Consider the following 16,211-nt stretch of genomic DNA (forward strand, 5'->3'; position numbering starts at 1 on the left):
AAACTATTTTGACGAAGAAATAATTAGAGACTTTAATGAAGTCAACACACAGCTCTTTGTTTTATCTGAAACAGACCAAGACGTTATCGTCGACAAAATAAATAGTAACCTCACTTTTTCTGGAAATCGGATCGAATGGAGCTCGTTAAAAAATAGTGTTCACCTAGGCACTGCCATATCACAAACAGCGCTAATCTCTTGCGGAAAAAATCAAACTTGCAACCAAAGAAAGTGTCATTATAGTCGGAAATTCCACTGACAACTCTTACTCAGTAAGTGTTGAAAACCTTCTTTCGGCATTACAAATATTCTCCACAACCCCACAACACACATACATCTTACAACAACATCTAGACTGGATAGCATTCATATCATTTGAAGGAGACATTTATTTTTCCAACCTATAGCTTTACTCACGTAAAACCCTAGGTTCAAGACTAAAGCAGCAGGACTCAAATACCTGCCCCCCAAAAAAACAAAGTTTAAATCATAGAAAATTTGACATTCGACCATTTAAACAATTCAAAATCTACAGATTTTCTTGGACACGGAACCAAAAAATAAAACATTAAAGTATAATTCAAACAAACATTTAAAAATGCAAAGCCAGACTAATAAAAAATCAGACTCCGACTTGAACTTCATGCAATGCTATCAAAACACATAAACAGGACTAATCTCAAACAAACTAATTACACGACTTATATCCGCGCATACTAAAACTAAAAATCTCTTAATCCAGCCAATACAAAATCGTTAAACCCTACAATTTCAATATAAATATAAATATTAAGTCAATACAAGACAAAAAAATAACACTAATCCCTTAAATAGCTAACCGCATGTGAGAAATCTTAATGTTAGAGCAAAACAGAAAAATAACTATCACTGGAGAGGACGCGCTTGACGCCCTCAAAGAGATCGAATTCATACTGATCTCCCTGCATAGAATGGGTAGCTTTTATGCCGAAAACCCTGGAGCCTTAAACGACTACCGAAGAGAAACTACGGAATTCATTGACAACTTCAATATCACCCAACGCCTCGCAAAAGTTCGTACAAAAATTGCTCAGCACTTTGACGACACGCTCGGCGACGACGACATGAACGATGTGGAAAGATATCTTTCCGATTTAAAATTTTGGCAGCCCACACGGTCTCAAAAGTCCGATTGCGATCCGGAAAAAATCTCGATTATGGGAGGGACGATTGAGCAAGTTACTTGCAAGCGTGGTGAGTTACTCATGGTATTCACCGACCGGCAAGACCGCTCTCTTCTTATCACCTTCCATAATCCAACCACCTTTCAAGGCGTAAGCGCAGTCGGCGCTGAGGTAAGCGGGATACATGAAGAGAAAAAATCAATTTCAGCACAAAAATCAGCGCAACATGGGGACGAAATCAAAAAAAACTATAGTTTTAAATCAAGCAATAGTCATCAAATTATCTTTTCCGTAACTGCAAAAAACTACAGCATTGAGCAGATATGACATCTCCAACTACAAAAATAGGGTTCACAAAAAAACGTGACTCCGAAGCACAAACGATGAAAACCCAGACCCTGGAAAATTTGATTACTGAATATTTAACAGGTAAAACAAGCCACAGTGAAAGGTTTACAAAAAAAATGAGCTATTTTGACGAAGAACTAATTACAGACCTAAAAAAGCTCAATATCGATTTCAGTGTCATCTCTCAGGCAGAACAAGACTCGATGGTCAGTAGAATTAATGAGCGCATTCCTTTTAGCGGAAATCAAATCGATTGGAGTCGTTTGGGGAGCAGCGTTAACTTCGGGTCCGCATCTTCAACCTTGGCGATTTCGCTCATTGCGGCGGAAATCTGCAAAATTTCTGACAATGACTTGGTTATCATCAGTGATTCCGCCTGTGACAACGCCTATTCAATTAGTCCAGAGCACTTAAATCAAGTACTAAAAGTTCTCTCCGATTTCCCACAACACACCTATATTGTATCGGATGATTTCACATGGATAGCCTGCATCTCATTTGAGGGACACTTGGATTTTTGCAAATTTTTCTCAGAGCCAAAACTAAACCAACCCTAGTAAATTCAAATTATAAAGACAACTTGTCGCATCAGAAACGTTACCCCTGTCGACCAAACGAAACTTCTGAGAGTCCATCTAACACAGCTCATAACGGACATTATTTCACTTAAACTCCACTCCATGGCGCGGCCATCTCAAGCGATGAAAGAACAATCAGACCCCATAGCGAACAACGTCAAAAATGCACTGGTGGTAGCAATCAACGAACTGGTAGAAGAAGAGATTACCCTGCTAATTGAAGATACTGTAATAACCTGCTTTGCCAGCCACTGCCCCTACGAAATCGTAGTGGGAAAAACTTATTGCGTTGAAATAACTTTAAATCTATCTGAAAGTTATGAAGCTCATAAAACCCCCACGACTCACGTTTTGGCCAAGCGAATGGGCAGCGGATTTTCTCACGCGCTTTACGGAATGCTGAGCGACGATACCTTTCAGACATTTACTTTGCTGAACGGTGAAGGGATCCATTACGATCATCCCGACTTGAACGATTCTTTTATTAAAATAATTGTTGACCGAATTGATGTGGCCTTTCATTAAAAACCCAACTACTAAAACTACCCATCTAGGCCTCTGACGATTGATAAACTAAACCTAACCAACGTACCCTAAAAAAATCGGGGCCACTCACTTTAATAAGAGCATAGAAAAATGAAACTTATATGCACCCCTTTGACTAAAGAAGCGATGATTCTATTAGACACTGACGAATGCCCAATCTCGTTATTGGCGAATTGCCCCCTAACATAACCAAAACACTCACACGAAAACCGGCAATCTCCCACTCGGGAAAAATATGAAAATAGTAGTGATCGATACATTTTCCTATCTGAACGTATTGCACGTAAAATTCCATTCACCCTTCGGAGATGGCACTGCACTATGGAGCGATACTGCGCCAAAAATCGGTGAAATTATCGACGTTGAGTTTGATTTTGAGGAAGTTTTCTCATGGAATATAAACGTGAAGCCAACCGCTGAAAAATCTTCAAAAATCAAAATGGAGGGCCGCCTCATCCAAATAACCGCCGAGCTGGTCCAAGTTGACGAAGACGGATGTGCAGCATTAAAGCTCGGCGATTCAATAATTCTAATTGAGTTGGATGGCCCCCTATCGCAGAAATCAGGATTTGTTGAACTCAGCGCTACCGCAATTCAAATTTACCCAACACATATTTGAGTCCACATAAGTTACACGCTCAAACCGGGGCCACTCACCGCAGCCCCGATCCACCTTCAACTCATAACCGGCGCAGCCCCCACCTGCACTCCACGCCCACTCGCCGCCATCTCAAACAACCCCTCCACCCGCGCTTTCTCCACCGCGCTCGGCTTGATCACCAGCGCACACACTACAAAAATCGCAGCATTCACCACCAGCCCCACAATCCCGCTGGTCAACGACCCCAGCGCGGGAATGTCATCCGGGTACAGTGTGGTCAGCACAATCGCCACCACAATTCCCGCCAACATGCCGGCAATCGCGCCTTGTTTGTTGCCACGGCGGCTGAAGATTCCGAAGAACAGTGGCACGGCCAATTGAATGATGCCCTGGTAGGAGATCTGCGCCAGTAATTGCAGGCGCGAATAATCAAAGGTCAGGTAGGCCAGCACCGAGGCGGCGACGATAAACACCACCATGCCGGCCTTGGCCAGTACGGTGAGTTGGCGGTCGGTGCGTGGGGTGTTCCAGGTGGCGAGGTCGTTGGCGAACTGGGTGCCGCAGACTTGTACGCAGCCGTCGACGTGGCCGATGCTGGCGGCCAGTACGATGACGATGGCCAGCGCCAGCAGCCATGGCCCGCCAATGTCGAACAGCGAGAGGAACCAGCCTTGTTGCGGGTGGGCCAGCACGTTGGGGTCCTGGCTGATGGCGGCAGCGAACAGCATGAGGATGCCGTAGAAGCCGCCCACCAGCAGCATGGTGTACAGCGTGCCCTTTTTCACCGAGCGCACGCCGCTGGCGGTGTAGATGCGCTGGAAGCTCATCGGCCAGCACATCGAGCCGATCACGCCGGTGAAGATCAGGCTGAACATGTACATCGGGCCATAACCGGTGCCGGTGGCGCCGGGGATTTGCAGCATTTTCGCCGGCAATTGCGAGAGGTTGGAAAACGCGGCCTGATCGCCGAACAACAGGAACACGCACACGCCGGCGCACACCACATAGGCGATCAGGCCCTGGAACATGTCGGTCATGATCAACCCGCGCATGCCCATGCTCACGGTCCAGTATTGGCGGATCAGTACCACCGCCACGCCCGCGAACAGGCAGGTGGTGACGCCCCAACGGCCAAAGCTGGCGAACTGGAACAACATCGCCAGGGCCTGGATGCCCATCACCACCCACGGAAACACCGAGATGATGCCGATGATCGAGGCCACCCGTTTGACCACCGGGCTGTCGAAGCGCATCCCCAGCAGGTCCGGTTGGGTGCGCAGGTTGAAGCGTTTGCCCCAGGTCCAGGCGCGGCTGGCCATCAGGTACATCGCGGTCACGCCAAGGGTCGCATAGACCATGCCGTAGAAACCCAGGGCGCCGCCGACGCTCAGGGCAAAAAACGCGGTGAAGGTCGAGCCCGGCCACCAGGAGCTGGTGTAGCACATGGCGATATACCACGGCCCATAGGAGCGCCCGCCAACGGCATAGTCGGAGAAACTGGTGCTTTCGCGGTTGGTGGCATAGAGCACGGCGATCATCCCGGCCAGGAACAGGCCGATCACACCGAAGGTAATAAACAAGTGGGCATCGCTGCTGGTGCTGATCATCACACGCCCTCCTCGTCAGGAATCTCGCCGGCCTTGAGTTCGGCCAGATACAAGGCCCACACCCCAAGGGCGGCCAGTACGGCAATGGCGATCCAATAGAAGATCGGCAGCGGGATGCCCACCACCAAGGCGCGGCTGCCACTCACGCTCAAGTAAAACGGCGGGAATAACGCCAGCATCAATAACAGGAAAAAGTAGCCGCCGAAGATCTGGTTTCTCAGGCGTGCGGGTGACGCGCTTGCGGGTTTCATGATGAAGGGTGCTCCTTGAATTTCTGGATCGGTTTGTTGTGTGATCAATCAAAAAATCAAGCAGTGAAACGTCAGCGCAAACCAGCGCCAAAAGAGCTGCAGGGTGACTCGTCGTTATTGTGCTGGCGCAGGCTCAGGCCTGTCTTAGCCAGGTTTCCCATTGCGAATCATTGATCACGCTACGCGCGCGCATGTGCTTCCAGGCACCGTATTTGTAGAAGTCGAAATCCAATTGCGACACCGCGTGCTGGACCATCGCCCAGGTCGACCATTTGATGTCGGCCAGGGCCTTGTGCAATTTGATCCGCGCCAGCCGTTGCGGGGTGACCTGGCCGAAATAGTCTTCGATCAGCGCCAGTTCCATCTCGTCGGTAAAGAACATCTCGCCAAACCACAGCGCCAACTCGTAATGACGGTCGTTGTTGGAGGCGTACTCAAAGTCCACCAGGCGAATCTGGCGGCGGTCATTGAGCATGAAATTGCCCGCCAGCGTGTCATTCATGCACGGCGCCAGGTCGATGCCCGATGCTTGCAACGCGCCACGCGCCCGGTCGCACTGACGGCGCAACCAGGCATCATCGCTGGGCTTGCAACCCTGCAGTTCTTCGACCTGGCGCTGGTGCTCGGCAATCATGTCGAACACGGTTTTGGTCTGGCACAGCGGCGACTGGTCGTTGAACGCCTTCAGCGCGTGCAAGGCGTTATGGCGTACATCGCGGTCGAGAAAGTCCTGATTCGAAGAGGCTCGCCAGCCTTCCATGAACTCGAACACTTCAACGCCAAACTCTTCGAGGAAGGCAAACACCGGCGCGCCATAGCCGGTTTGCGCGGCCTTGACGCTGGCGTCATGGGCGGTGCGCCGGTCGATAAACATCTCGGTGCCGGCACCGGGCACTTTGAAGAAGTAGGCGGTGTTGAGGCCGCTGACCTCGACCCGCCAATTGCTGTTGGAGATCCCACCGCTGACCGGCTCGTAACGAATGCCCGAACCGCCCCAGTCGCGCACGCCGCGCACGGCAGCCTCCAACTGGCATTCCTGAGGCGTACAGGCCTCACCCATTGCTTTCATGCCTGCCCCTCCTGTACCTGACGTAACCAACTTTCAAATCGCGGGTCTTGCAAGCTTTGCCGACAGCGCAGCAAGGTCCACTGCCCGACTTTGGAAAATTCCAGGGGGCGCGTTGAAGTTGCGCCAACCCACAAGCCCCACAGCGTCCAATACCAATCATTGATCAGCGCATAGAGTCGGCAGCGCGCGTAATCGCACTCGCGGCACTCGCCGGCCCAGGCCTTGATACCGTCACGCCACTGGCTTTCGAAGGCATACAACTCGTTGAGGCTGACGGCCACGTCGTACCACGGGTCAAAGCAGCCGGCGTAGTCGAAGTCGATCAATTGCAGCGCGCCGCCGGGGCCGATCATCACATTGCTCGCCAGCCCATCGCCGTGCACGGGCACCCAGGTGCCAGGGTTCAATTGCAGCGCGGTCCAGGCCAAGTCAATGCAGGTATCGATCCAACCATGATCAGCGGGCAAGCCCACGCCATCACGGCTGCACAGCTCACGCAGGTGCTGGATATCCTGCAGCGGCGAGCGGTTGAAGCCCGGTGAGGTGCCGACGTGCAGCTGCCGTTTCAAGGCCCACAACGCTTGCAGGCGCTGGGGCTGCAGCAACTCATCGAGGCGTGCCCAACGCCACTCGTGGGCCGGCAACGCATCCAGCAGCAGCACACCGGCGGCTACGTCCACCAGGCGCACGCCGGGGGTTACGTCACAGTCGGCCGCCAGTTGCGTGGCGCGGCCCGTGCGCTCGATGTCGATCAGCGCACGCATATCGTCGTGCAGCACTTTGGCGTAGCACTGGCCCCAGGGCGCCGTGAGGTGAAAGCCGGTCCACTCGGTGGCCAGGCGTATCGGCGAGGCGATACCGGCAGTGCCGTCCGCGACCTCTACATGGGCGGACAAGCCGGCAGACTCCAAGGCGACCATCAGGCGCGACAGTGCATCAGTACGGTTCGACATAGCGTCCCTCACCGGTAAGCGTTGGGGCAAGTACACGCACAATGCAGCAACGCGGTCAGCATCTGCAGGCCGGTGCGCATATCGCGGTCATGGGTGAACTCCGCCTCGTTGTGGGACACGCCGTTGCTGCTCGGAATGAACAACAGGCACGCCGGATAATGCCGGCCAAGGCTGATGGCGTCGTGGCCGGATACCGTGACGCTATTGCCGACTGCCAGCCCCAGTTGTTGACCAACGCTGTAGGCCAATTCGGCAAAACCAGGGTGCAACGCTATCGGTGCACGCAGGGCTCGGCTTTCGACTTCGTAAGTGGTTGCGGTCGAGGCGGCGACGGCCTTGAGGCTGGCATCCAGCCGATAACCGGCGACCGCCAGCAATGCCGTGTCGGGCGAGCGGTATTCCACATGCAAGGTGACGCGCGAAGGCACCACGTTCGGCGAGTTGGGGTAAATCTCCAGGCGCCCTACCGAGCTGTGAAACTGCAGCCCGTGCACGTCCGCTTCGGCACGCACGGTGGTAATCGCATGGGCCGCCGCGAGCAAGGCATCCTTGCGGGCGGCCATCGGGGTTGGGCCGGTGTGGTTCTGTTCACCGTCGAAACGGATACGCTGCTTGAGCGCTGCCCAGGTTTCACGCACTACGCCAATGTCCAGGCCCTGGCTTTCGAGGCCGTCGCTTTGTTCAACGTGGATTTCCACATAACCGGCCACATTCAGTTCAACCAGGCCGTCGCCAAGATAGCCGATCGCTTGCAGCGCATCCTTGAGGCGAATGCCGTCGCCGTCACGGCATTCCCAGGCTTCGTGCAGGGCCAGGTCGCCGGTGAACACACTGCTGCCGATGAGGCTGGGTTGAAAGCGTGCGCCTTCTTCGTTGGTCCAGTTGACCACCGCCAGGTTGCACGCCGGGGTTTCGCCGCGCTCGCGCAGTTGGCGCGCCAGGCTGGCGATGGCGACTGCGCCGGCCAGCACACCATAGATACCGTCGAAACGCCCTGCGCTGGGCTGGCTGTCCAAGTGTGAGCCGCACAGCACATAGGGAGCGTCCGGGTTGAAGGTGATCAGCCCGAACAGATTGCCAATGGCGTCGACCCGCACGTCAAAACCACGCTCGCGCAGCCACGCGCCGAACAGGTCACGCACCGCGCCGTCTTCGGCCGACGCGGCCAAGCGGTGCAAGCCACCGGCCGGTGTTGCGCCGATGGCTGAGCTGTCGCGAAACAGCGTCTCGAACGCCTCAACGTCAGCCTCGCTGGGAGACAGCCACTCAGGGGTAAAGGATGTCGACATGGGCGTGCTCCAGGCAAGTCGCAAACTCCGCGGACGGAGGGCGATTAGTGACCAACGTGGTGATGGCGCTGAATGGCAGCGTATTGATGAACGTGCGATGGCCGAACTTGGCATCGTCCGCGAGGATGACGCTGCGCAGGCAGTGCTGGGTCAAGGTGCGGCGCAGCAGCGCCTCGGGCTCCTGGTAATCCATGAACCCCAACTGCAGGTCCACCGCGCCGATGCCCATGAAGGCGATGTCGTAGTGAAACTGCCGGACGAATTCCAGGGTGTGGGCGCCGATCAGCGCATTGTCATTGCGGCGCACATCGCCGGGCACCACCAGCACCTGGTTACTGCTTTGCTGGGTGATCAACTGCGCGATGTCCAGCGAGTTGGTGATGATGCGCAGCTGGCTGAAACCAATCAACTGCTGGGCCAGCGCCAAGGTCGAGGTGCCGGTATCGAGAAACAGCACCATGCCTTCACTCACCAATTTGGCCGCGCAGGCGGCCATGCGGGTCTTGGCCTGGGCCTTGATGCGGGTGCGCACTTGCAGCGGCTGCTCTTCGTTGAGCCTGGGCAAAATCGCGCCGCCATGGATGCGGCGCAACTTGCCGGCTTCCTCCAGGTATTTGAAGTCACGGCGAATGGTTTCTTCGCTGACAAACAGCGCTTGCGCCAGGTCCGACGCTTTGACGCGCTGATGTTGGGTGAGCATGAGCATGATTTCATCGAGACGCGGCTGGTTAAGCATAAAAGGTGCATTCCAAGGCAAATTCGAGCCATCAGTATCACGCGCTTTGCGCCCACCACGGTACGCGGCATGCACCGGTCCGGCAGGGAGAAAAGGACGATTGACGGCGGTTGATCGGGTCACGGGTACCTCTCACTCTTCAAGGTGTGAAAGGGCAGAAACACTACAAAAGGATCTGTCCAGGGCAGGCTTCTAACGAGCCGGCTCCACGGGGCAATCAGGCATTACAACAACAGGGGCGGCAGGTGCTGGTCCCAGGGCGCAAGGGCTTCTACTGCGGCGCAGAACTGCAACACCTGGGCATCGGCAAAGCGTGGGCCAACCACTTGCAACCCAATTGGCAAGCCGCTCGGGCTGAAGCCGCACGGCAGGCTGGCGGCGGGGTTGCCGGTGATATTGAACGGGTAGGTAAAAGGCGTCCAACGCGCCCAGGGCACCGCGCCGTCTGCGCCCGGCCAGCCGTCAGGCGCGACCTGGTCGGCAGCGAACGGCAGGGTTGGCAACGTCGGCAGTAGTAACACGTCGTAGTCGGCAAACAGCGCATGCACCTGGTTGGCGAAGTGCGCACGCTGTTGCACGGCCTTGAGGTAGTCACCAAGGTCGTAGTCGCCCGCGCGCTGGATCAGCGCGGCAAAGCCTGGGTCCAGTTGGTCGAGGCGATCGGCCAGGGCTTTGCCGTAGGCAATGCCGCGCCCGCCGACCCACAAGGTTTCGAACGTGGCGAGCGGGTCTTGCCAGTCCACTTCCAGGGTAGTCACGGTGACCGGCAAACGTTCCGCCAGGTTGTACACGGCGGCCTCGACGGTAGCGGCGATGACCGGGTCGACCGGGGTGTTGAACAAAGTCGGGCAATACGCCACCCGCAGCGGCCCCAGGGGCTGGTCGCAGCGTGCCAGGCAGGATTCGGTCAAGGCCGGCAAGGCCTGATGGTCCAGCGGGTCAGGCCCGGAAAGCAGGTCGAAGAGCAAGGCGCTGTCGCGCACCGTGCGTGTGATTGGCCCCGCATGGCTGAGCATTTCGGTGGCCGACCACGGCCAGGTCGGAATGCGGCCCAGGGAGCCTTTCATCGCAAACGCCCCGCAGAATGCAGCCGGAATCCGCACCGACCCACCGCCATCGGAGCCCAGCGTGCCCGGCACCATGCGTGCGGCCACGGCAATCGCCGAGCCGGAGCTGGAGCCGCCGCTGGTGAGGTGTGGGTTCCAGGGATTGCGGCCGTTGCCGAACACGCGCGACGTACTGGCGCCGGTCCAGCCGAATTCGGTGGTGGCGGTTTTGCCGAGGATAATTGCGCCGGCTTCCTTGAGGCGGCGAATGATCGGCGCGTCCTGGGTGGGCACATGGTCAAGCCCGGTCAATGAGCCTCGGGTGGTACGCAGGCCGGCGGTGGAAAACAGATCCTTGATACCAAACGGCACGCCGTGCAACGGGCCACGCAACTGCCCTGCCCTGGCTTCTTCGGTCAGCACTTGTGCTTGCGCCAATGCCGAGTCGGCGTACACGTCGCCAAACGCATTGAGTGTGGGATTGTGGGTTTCGATTGCTTGCAGGCTTTGCTCGACCAGGTGTACCGCAGACCGCCTGCCCGAGCGAATGGCCTCGGCAGCGTCGATCACAGTGGGCATCAAGAGGTCTTTGTTCATTGAGTATCCTGGGCCGTCTGCACATGGGTCCGGTGGGTACGTCAATAAACGCCCGAGGCTGGGGGCGTGTCAAGTGGGTTTTGTTGGGTATGTGGTTTTTGTGTGCTTTGTTCTCAACTCCACGCCACGATCAATAACCCCGCGCCTAACACCAGGCACAAGGGTGAGTAGAAATAGGTATCCAAACGGGCAAATCTAGACCCGCTCACCTTCTTGAAAAAGCCGACCAATTCCGAATCGCCAATTGCCCTGGCGAACATCACCAAGGCAATCGCACTGATGCCCCATTGCAGTGCGCCGTGCGACACCGGCGAGAAGTACAACCCCGCCCGCAGGCACACCAGCAAGGCAATTGCGACCAGCCCCATCGCCACCAGAAACGTGCCCAACGCCGACGGTTTGAACGCCGGCCGCGGCCCCTGGGCGAATTCGCCGGGCAGCTCGGGGATGGCGGCCAGGCTGCCGAGTTTGCCACCGGCGGCCCAGTACAGATGCACCATGCTGATGCAGGTAAAAATGGCGACGATCCAGCGTGCGACGAAAAAGCTCATGGCAGGCGCTCCCTCAAAGGTGCGAATGAGGATAGTCGTCCTGAGATTTTTTGTAGGCATTTCGTCGGCGGCTGATGGTAAAGTGCCGCCCCATGAAAATCGCTCGTGCCGACCGCTCACTCATTGCCTGGATGCTGTATTGCTGCGTCCTGTTCAATGTGTTCGCGTGCAGTATTGGTCATGGGCAGATGCTGGGCATGCAGCTCAACGGCATCGGCGGCCAGTTTTGTACGGTCGACCCGCGCACCCAGGCGCCTGCGCAGAAGAACTCCACCGACGAGAACCTGCCGACGCTGTCCAAGGCATTTGGTTGCCCACTGTGCTCGACCGGCGGTATGGGCCCGGCACTCAGTTCCAGCCTCAATGTGGCGGTGCTGCCCCAACCGCACGCGCCACCGCCGGCGGTGGTGCTCGCCGCTGATATTCCTGCCCGCTTCACCTGGCCCACGGCCAACCCTCGCGCACCTCCCGCTTTCGCCTGATCCCTGCGCTTTCTGATCTGCATCGGCCAACGTTCCCAACCGGGAATACGTGCGGCTGTGCGTTGTTTTCAAGCCAAGATTTTCAGGATTCAACCATGAAACATTTACCCTTGTTGGCGAGCCTGTTCGGCTGCCTGCCCGTCTGTGCCTGGGCGCTCGAGTTGGCCCCCACCACCATTGATGGTGAACAAACCAGCGAACCGGGCCTGGCCCTGGACCAATCCAGCGGCACGGCATCACGCCTGGGTTTAAGCGTGCGTGAAACCCCGGCGTCGGTGGCCATTGCCAACCGTAACGACATTGAGCGCCATGGCGCCAAGACCTTCCGCGATGCGGCAAACACCTTGCCCGGCGTCAACGCCAGTGCGCCGCCGGGGTTTGGCGGGTTTGTGTCCTATCGTGGTTTTACCAGCAGCCAGATCACCCAGATGTTCAACGGCATCAACGTCGCTACCGGCCTGGCGCGGCCGGTGGATGCGTGGATCTATGACCGGGTTGAACTGGTCGGCGGCCCCTCTTCCCTGATCAACGGCGCCGGCTCCGTGGGCGGCTCGCTTAACTACGTGACCAAGCTGGCCACCCGCGAGGAACAAGCCGCCGAAGGCCAGCTCACCTATGGCAGCTACGACACTGCCGGCATGGCCTTTGGCCTCAACCACGCCCTGACCGAACCCGGCGCCGAAGTGCAGCACTACGCGCGCCTGGATGTGAGCCGCAATACCAACCACAGCTACATCGACCGCGACCAGCGCGATGCCTGGAGCCTGGCGTTCTCCTTGCTCAGTGACCTCACCCCCAACCTGTCCCACACCCTGGCCCTGGAATACCAGGATGAACATGAAGACAGCCCGTATTGGGGCACGCCGGTGCTCAACCCCAAGGCGGGCGAGCTGAAAATCGACAAGCACAACCGCTTTAACAACTACAACGTTGCCGATGGTCGTTACGAGCAACGCACGATCTGGATGCGCTCGATCATCGACTACCGGATCAACGACAGCACCACGCTGAAAAACACCCTCTATCACCTCGACAGCCAGCGCGACTATCGCAACCTGGAAACCTACCAGTACAACGCCGACAACAGCGCGGTGAACCGCTCGACCGCCTACCAGGTACGCCACGAGGGCGAGCAGCACGGCAACCAGTTCGAGCTGCGCCACGACGACAGCGTGTTCGGGCTGTCGACCACCTGGTCCGGTGGTTTTGAATACAAGGTCAACAGCACCACCAATAACCCGTTGAATGTGCCGGGCAATAGCACAGTAGACCCGAACAGCTACAACCCCGGGCACTTCTATGACATTCCGGGCACCAAGCCAGGTTTTATCAAAGACAAGACCAACGAGGTCACCACCAAAGCCTTGTTTGTGGAAAACCGCCTGGGCCTCACCGATAAACTCTCACTGCTGACAGGCCTGCGTTACGACGCCATCGATCTGGACGTGACCAACCATCGCGTGATCACCGCCACCAACCCACGGCACTTCAAACGCAGCTGGGAGCCGATCACTGGCCGCGTGGGCCTGACGTATCAGTTCATCCCATCGGCCAATGTGTATGTGCAATACAGCACCGCAGCGGAGCAGCCCTCCACCACCACTCAAGTGTTCGATGTGTCGACCGGCAAACAATGGGAAGTCGGCAGCAAGTTCGACTACCTCGACGGGCGCGGCTCGGCCACCGTCGCCGCCTACAGGATCGAGCGCAAGGACTTTGCCGTTACCGACCCGCTGGACCCGAACAACAGCATTCCGGTGGGTGCGCAGACCTCCAAGGGCATCGAGTTGGCCAGCTCGCTGCGCATCACTCCACGGCTGCTGGCCGAAGGCAACGTTGCCTGGGTGGACGCCGAATACGATGACTTCAATGAGAAAATCGCCAGCGGCGCGGTGGTCTCGCGCAAAGGCAATACGCCCACCAACGTGCCCAAGCGTGTGGGCAACCTGTGGCTGACGTACGACTTTGCCGAGGACTGGCAAGGCGGTGTGGACGCGCGGTATGTGGCCCAGGTGTATGCCGATAATGCCAACACACAGACGGTGCCAGCCTATACGCTGTTCGGCACGTTCCTGCGTTACAAAGTGGATTCACATACCTCGGTGACTGGGCGGGTGCGTAACCTGACCAATGAGGTGTATGCCGAGTTTGCGCATGTGTCGCCGGCTTACTATTTGGGCTCGCCAAGGACGTTTGAGTTGGCCGTACAAACCAGGTTCTAAAGCTGGAATAAAGATCCAGATGTGGGAGCCGGGCTTGCCCGCGATGGCCATGGGTATCTACACAACGTTAACGTTGAGGCGGTCTTGGTGGGGCTTGGCGGTTGGGGTGCATATCCGTTATTTGGGTAACGGCTGCCTATGGTTCCGCTCTTACAGCGGGTCACTTTTGCAAGGACCGGAATGCCGGCCCAGTCAAAAGTAACCAAAAGGTCCTCGCCCCAACACTCGGTGCCTCGCTTAGGCTCGGCATGCCCGCAATCCGCCATCGTGTTTAACGGGGCGATTTGAGATCAAGATCAAAAGCGCAGATCAAAAGACCGCTGACTTCGTCATCGAAAAGGATGTAAGGGCCAGAGCAACAGCAACAGCAACAGCAACAGCAACAGCAGAGCCATACTCGGTCAAAGGTGGGAGCTGGCTTGTCGAATCGTCGCACCGCTGCGATAGCATCAACTCAGTGTGCCTGATGTACCGAGGTGTCTGCATCGCAGGCAAGCCAGCTCCCACAGAAAAGCACATGTTCAGAACTGCATGCGGTCAACTGTGGGAGCGGGCTTGCTCGCGAATGCGGTGGGTCAGTTACAGATGAATTGACTGACCCACCGCTTTCGCGAGCAAGCCCGCTCCCACATTTTGACTGCGTTGCATCAGGTAGACAGGCTTTGGTTTTGCACTTGATCTGGCTCTTGCTTCAACCACTCAGGTCGGCTTTCAGGCCGCCGTGCTGTAGATCTTGATCTTGATCTGAGACGCCCCGTTAACCACGATGGCCGAACGCAGGCTTGAATCCGTGGGTAACCCGGCAGGACGCCGGGTTAGCCGCGCTGGGCCAAGGATGGCCCATCGCGGCGGCCCACGGATTCAAGCCGGAGTGAGGGCACACCGAGCCTAAGCGAGGGGCCGAGTGGTGGGGCACAGACCTTTTGGTTACTTTTGGGGCGTTTGCCAAAAGTGACCCGCTGTAAGAGCGGAACCAATATCAGCCATCACCGCAGCAACGGATATGTACTCCGACAAACCGCCACAGCAGGCAAGCCAGCTCCCACAGTGGGCCTTCATTAAATAGCCAAGCGTCGGTTACTTAAGGCTCGCCTCAACCTTCTGCGCCACCTCCGGCGTCAACCACGCCTTCCACACCTCAGGATGTTCCTTGAGGAACACCTGCGCCACTTCACGCGGCGCCGTGTGATTTTCGCTCATCGCCGCCAAGGCTTTATTCAAAGGTTCAATCGGAAACTGCACCTTGGTAAAGAACTCGGCAATCTGCGGCTGCGCCTGCTGGAACGGTGTCGACACACCGATGCTCAGCTTGGACGCCAACGAGCGAGTCGGCCGTGGGTTAGGATTATCTGCATCGGTCAAGGTCTTCCAGGCATCGGCGTCAAATGGCGGCTCTTCCAGCTGGATCAGTTTGTAGCGGCCCATCAAAGGCGTCGGCGACCAGTAGTAGAACAGCACCGGCTTGCCACGACGGATCGACGAAGCGATCTCCGCATCCAGCGCCGCACCCGAGCCGCTGCGAAAGTTCACATAGCTGTCGCTCAGGCCATACGCCTTGAGCTTCTGGGCGTTGACGACTTCCGACGTCCAGCCAATCGGGCTGTTGAGAAAACGCCCTTTGCCGGGCGACTCAGGGTCTTTGAACACATCCTTGTAGCGCGCCAGGTCCTGCACGGTCTTGAGGTCCGGCGCCAGCGGCTTGAGACCTTTGGCCGGGTCGCCCTTGACCACGTATTCCGGCACCCACCAACCCTCGGTAGCGCCTTTGACCGTATCACCCAGGCCGATAACCTTGCCTTCGGCTTCGGCCTTGATCCACACGGGGCTACGGCCGGCCCACTCTTCGCCAATCACCTGGATGTCATTCTTCGCCAGGGCGGTTTCCAGGGTGATGGTGGTACCGGGCAAGGTGTCGGTGGGCAGGTCATAGCCCTTTTCGACGATATAGCGCAGCACTTCGGTAATCAGGCTGCCGCTTTCCCAGTTCAGGTCGGCAAAGTGCACCGGCGTTTGCGCAGCCGATACCGGCAACGACAGACTCACCGTCGTCAGCGCCGCAGCCAGCAGCGTTCTCAATCCTTTCATGCCTTTGCACCTCGCATTTTCACAACCATAGCGGGCGGCTTTGCTGCGGATGCGCGAAGCCTCTGAATAGTTAAGTCAACTCAACTG

Annotated in this window: 15 protein-coding genes; 6 read left to right on the plus strand and 9 right to left on the minus strand. The window is 56.8% G+C overall.

Annotation, left to right across the window (positions count from 1 at the left end):
- Window positions 1-857 precede the first annotated feature (857 nt).
- From P5706_RS18615 to P5706_RS18630, 4 genes are all read left to right on the plus strand, one after another.
- Window positions 858-1,490: a hypothetical protein gene (locus P5706_RS18615; protein ID WP_285680752.1), complete on the plus strand. Its 633-nt coding sequence runs from the start codon at window positions 858-860 to the stop codon at window positions 1,488-1,490.
- Window positions 1,487-2,068, plus strand: a complete 582-nt coding sequence (locus P5706_RS18620) for a hypothetical protein (protein WP_285680754.1) — start codon at window positions 1,487-1,489, stop codon at window positions 2,066-2,068. The genes P5706_RS18615 and P5706_RS18620 overlap by 4 nt, the downstream gene beginning before the upstream one ends.
- A gap of 144 nt (window positions 2,069-2,212) precedes the next feature.
- Entirely contained in the window at window positions 2,213-2,614 is a 402-nt protein-coding gene (locus P5706_RS18625; RefSeq protein ID WP_285680756.1) for a UCP019853 family protein, read from the plus strand.
- Between the two features lie 268 nt (window positions 2,615-2,882).
- On the plus strand, window positions 2,883-3,254 hold the full coding sequence (locus tag P5706_RS18630) for a hypothetical protein (RefSeq protein WP_202940746.1): 372 nt from the start codon (window positions 2,883-2,885) through the stop codon (window positions 3,252-3,254).
- Between the two features lie 56 nt (window positions 3,255-3,310).
- Here P5706_RS18630 and P5706_RS18635 read toward each other — a convergent pair whose 3' ends face one another.
- The 8 genes from P5706_RS18635 to P5706_RS18670 form a co-directional block, all read right to left on the minus strand.
- On the minus strand, window positions 3,311-4,843 hold the full coding sequence (locus P5706_RS18635; protein WP_285680758.1) for a sodium:solute symporter family protein: 1,533 nt from the start codon (window positions 4,841-4,843) through the stop codon (window positions 3,311-3,313).
- On the minus strand, window positions 4,843-5,094 hold the full coding sequence (locus P5706_RS18640; RefSeq protein ID WP_200433887.1) for a hypothetical protein: 252 nt from the start codon (window positions 5,092-5,094) through the stop codon (window positions 4,843-4,845). Before P5706_RS18640 ends, P5706_RS18635 begins: the two co-directional genes overlap by 1 nt.
- Window positions 5,095-5,227: 133 nt before the next feature.
- Window positions 5,228-6,163 carry a choline kinase family protein gene (locus P5706_RS18645; RefSeq protein ID WP_200433888.1) on the minus strand — a complete coding sequence of 312 codons (936 nt, stop codon included), beginning with the start codon at window positions 6,161-6,163 and terminating at the stop codon, window positions 5,228-5,230.
- Window positions 6,160-7,116: a phosphotransferase family protein gene (locus P5706_RS18650; protein ID WP_285680763.1), complete on the minus strand. Its 957-nt coding sequence runs from the start codon at window positions 7,114-7,116 to the stop codon at window positions 6,160-6,162. Before P5706_RS18650 ends, P5706_RS18645 begins: the two co-directional genes overlap by 4 nt.
- Before the next feature lie 8 nt (window positions 7,117-7,124).
- Window positions 7,125-8,405, minus strand: a complete 1,281-nt coding sequence (locus P5706_RS18655; protein WP_285680765.1) for a Zn-dependent hydrolase — start codon at window positions 8,403-8,405, stop codon at window positions 7,125-7,127.
- Complete coding sequence (locus P5706_RS18660) at window positions 8,383-9,141, minus strand: DeoR/GlpR family DNA-binding transcription regulator (protein WP_200433891.1); 759 nt, start codon at window positions 9,139-9,141, stop codon at window positions 8,383-8,385. The genes P5706_RS18655 and P5706_RS18660 overlap by 23 nt, the downstream gene beginning before the upstream one ends.
- Before the next feature lie 224 nt (window positions 9,142-9,365).
- The gene (locus P5706_RS18665; protein ID WP_285682774.1) at window positions 9,366-10,766 is read right to left on the minus strand and encodes an amidase; all 1,401 of its coding nucleotides are present in this window, start codon (window positions 10,764-10,766) and stop codon (window positions 9,366-9,368) included.
- Between the two features lie 131 nt (window positions 10,767-10,897).
- A complete protein-coding gene (locus P5706_RS18670) occupies window positions 10,898-11,335 on the minus strand; it encodes a DUF3995 domain-containing protein (RefSeq protein WP_285680768.1) in 438 nt (145 codons plus the stop codon).
- A 92-nt stretch (window positions 11,336-11,427) separates the two neighbouring features.
- On the opposite strand from P5706_RS18670, the gene P5706_RS18675 reads away from it, so the two are divergent.
- A complete protein-coding gene (locus tag P5706_RS18675) occupies window positions 11,428-11,817 on the plus strand; it encodes a DUF2946 domain-containing protein (protein ID WP_138815834.1) in 390 nt (129 codons plus the stop codon).
- A 95-nt stretch (window positions 11,818-11,912) separates the two neighbouring features.
- Window positions 11,913-14,039, plus strand: coding sequence for a TonB-dependent receptor (locus P5706_RS18680; RefSeq protein ID WP_285680770.1), 2,127 nt, complete (start codon window positions 11,913-11,915; stop codon window positions 14,037-14,039).
- A gap of 1,077 nt (window positions 14,040-15,116) precedes the next feature.
- Here the strand turns inward: P5706_RS18680 and P5706_RS18685 are convergent.
- On the minus strand, window positions 15,117-16,124 hold the full coding sequence (locus P5706_RS18685) for an ABC transporter substrate-binding protein (protein ID WP_285680772.1): 1,008 nt from the start codon (window positions 16,122-16,124) through the stop codon (window positions 15,117-15,119).
- Between the last annotated feature and the right edge of the window lie 87 nt (window positions 16,125-16,211).

The sequence above is a fragment of the Pseudomonas sp. ChxA genome, assembly GCF_030263855.1.
GTDB classification, from domain to species: Bacteria; Pseudomonadota; Gammaproteobacteria; order Pseudomonadales; family Pseudomonadaceae; genus Aquipseudomonas; species Aquipseudomonas fluorescens_CB.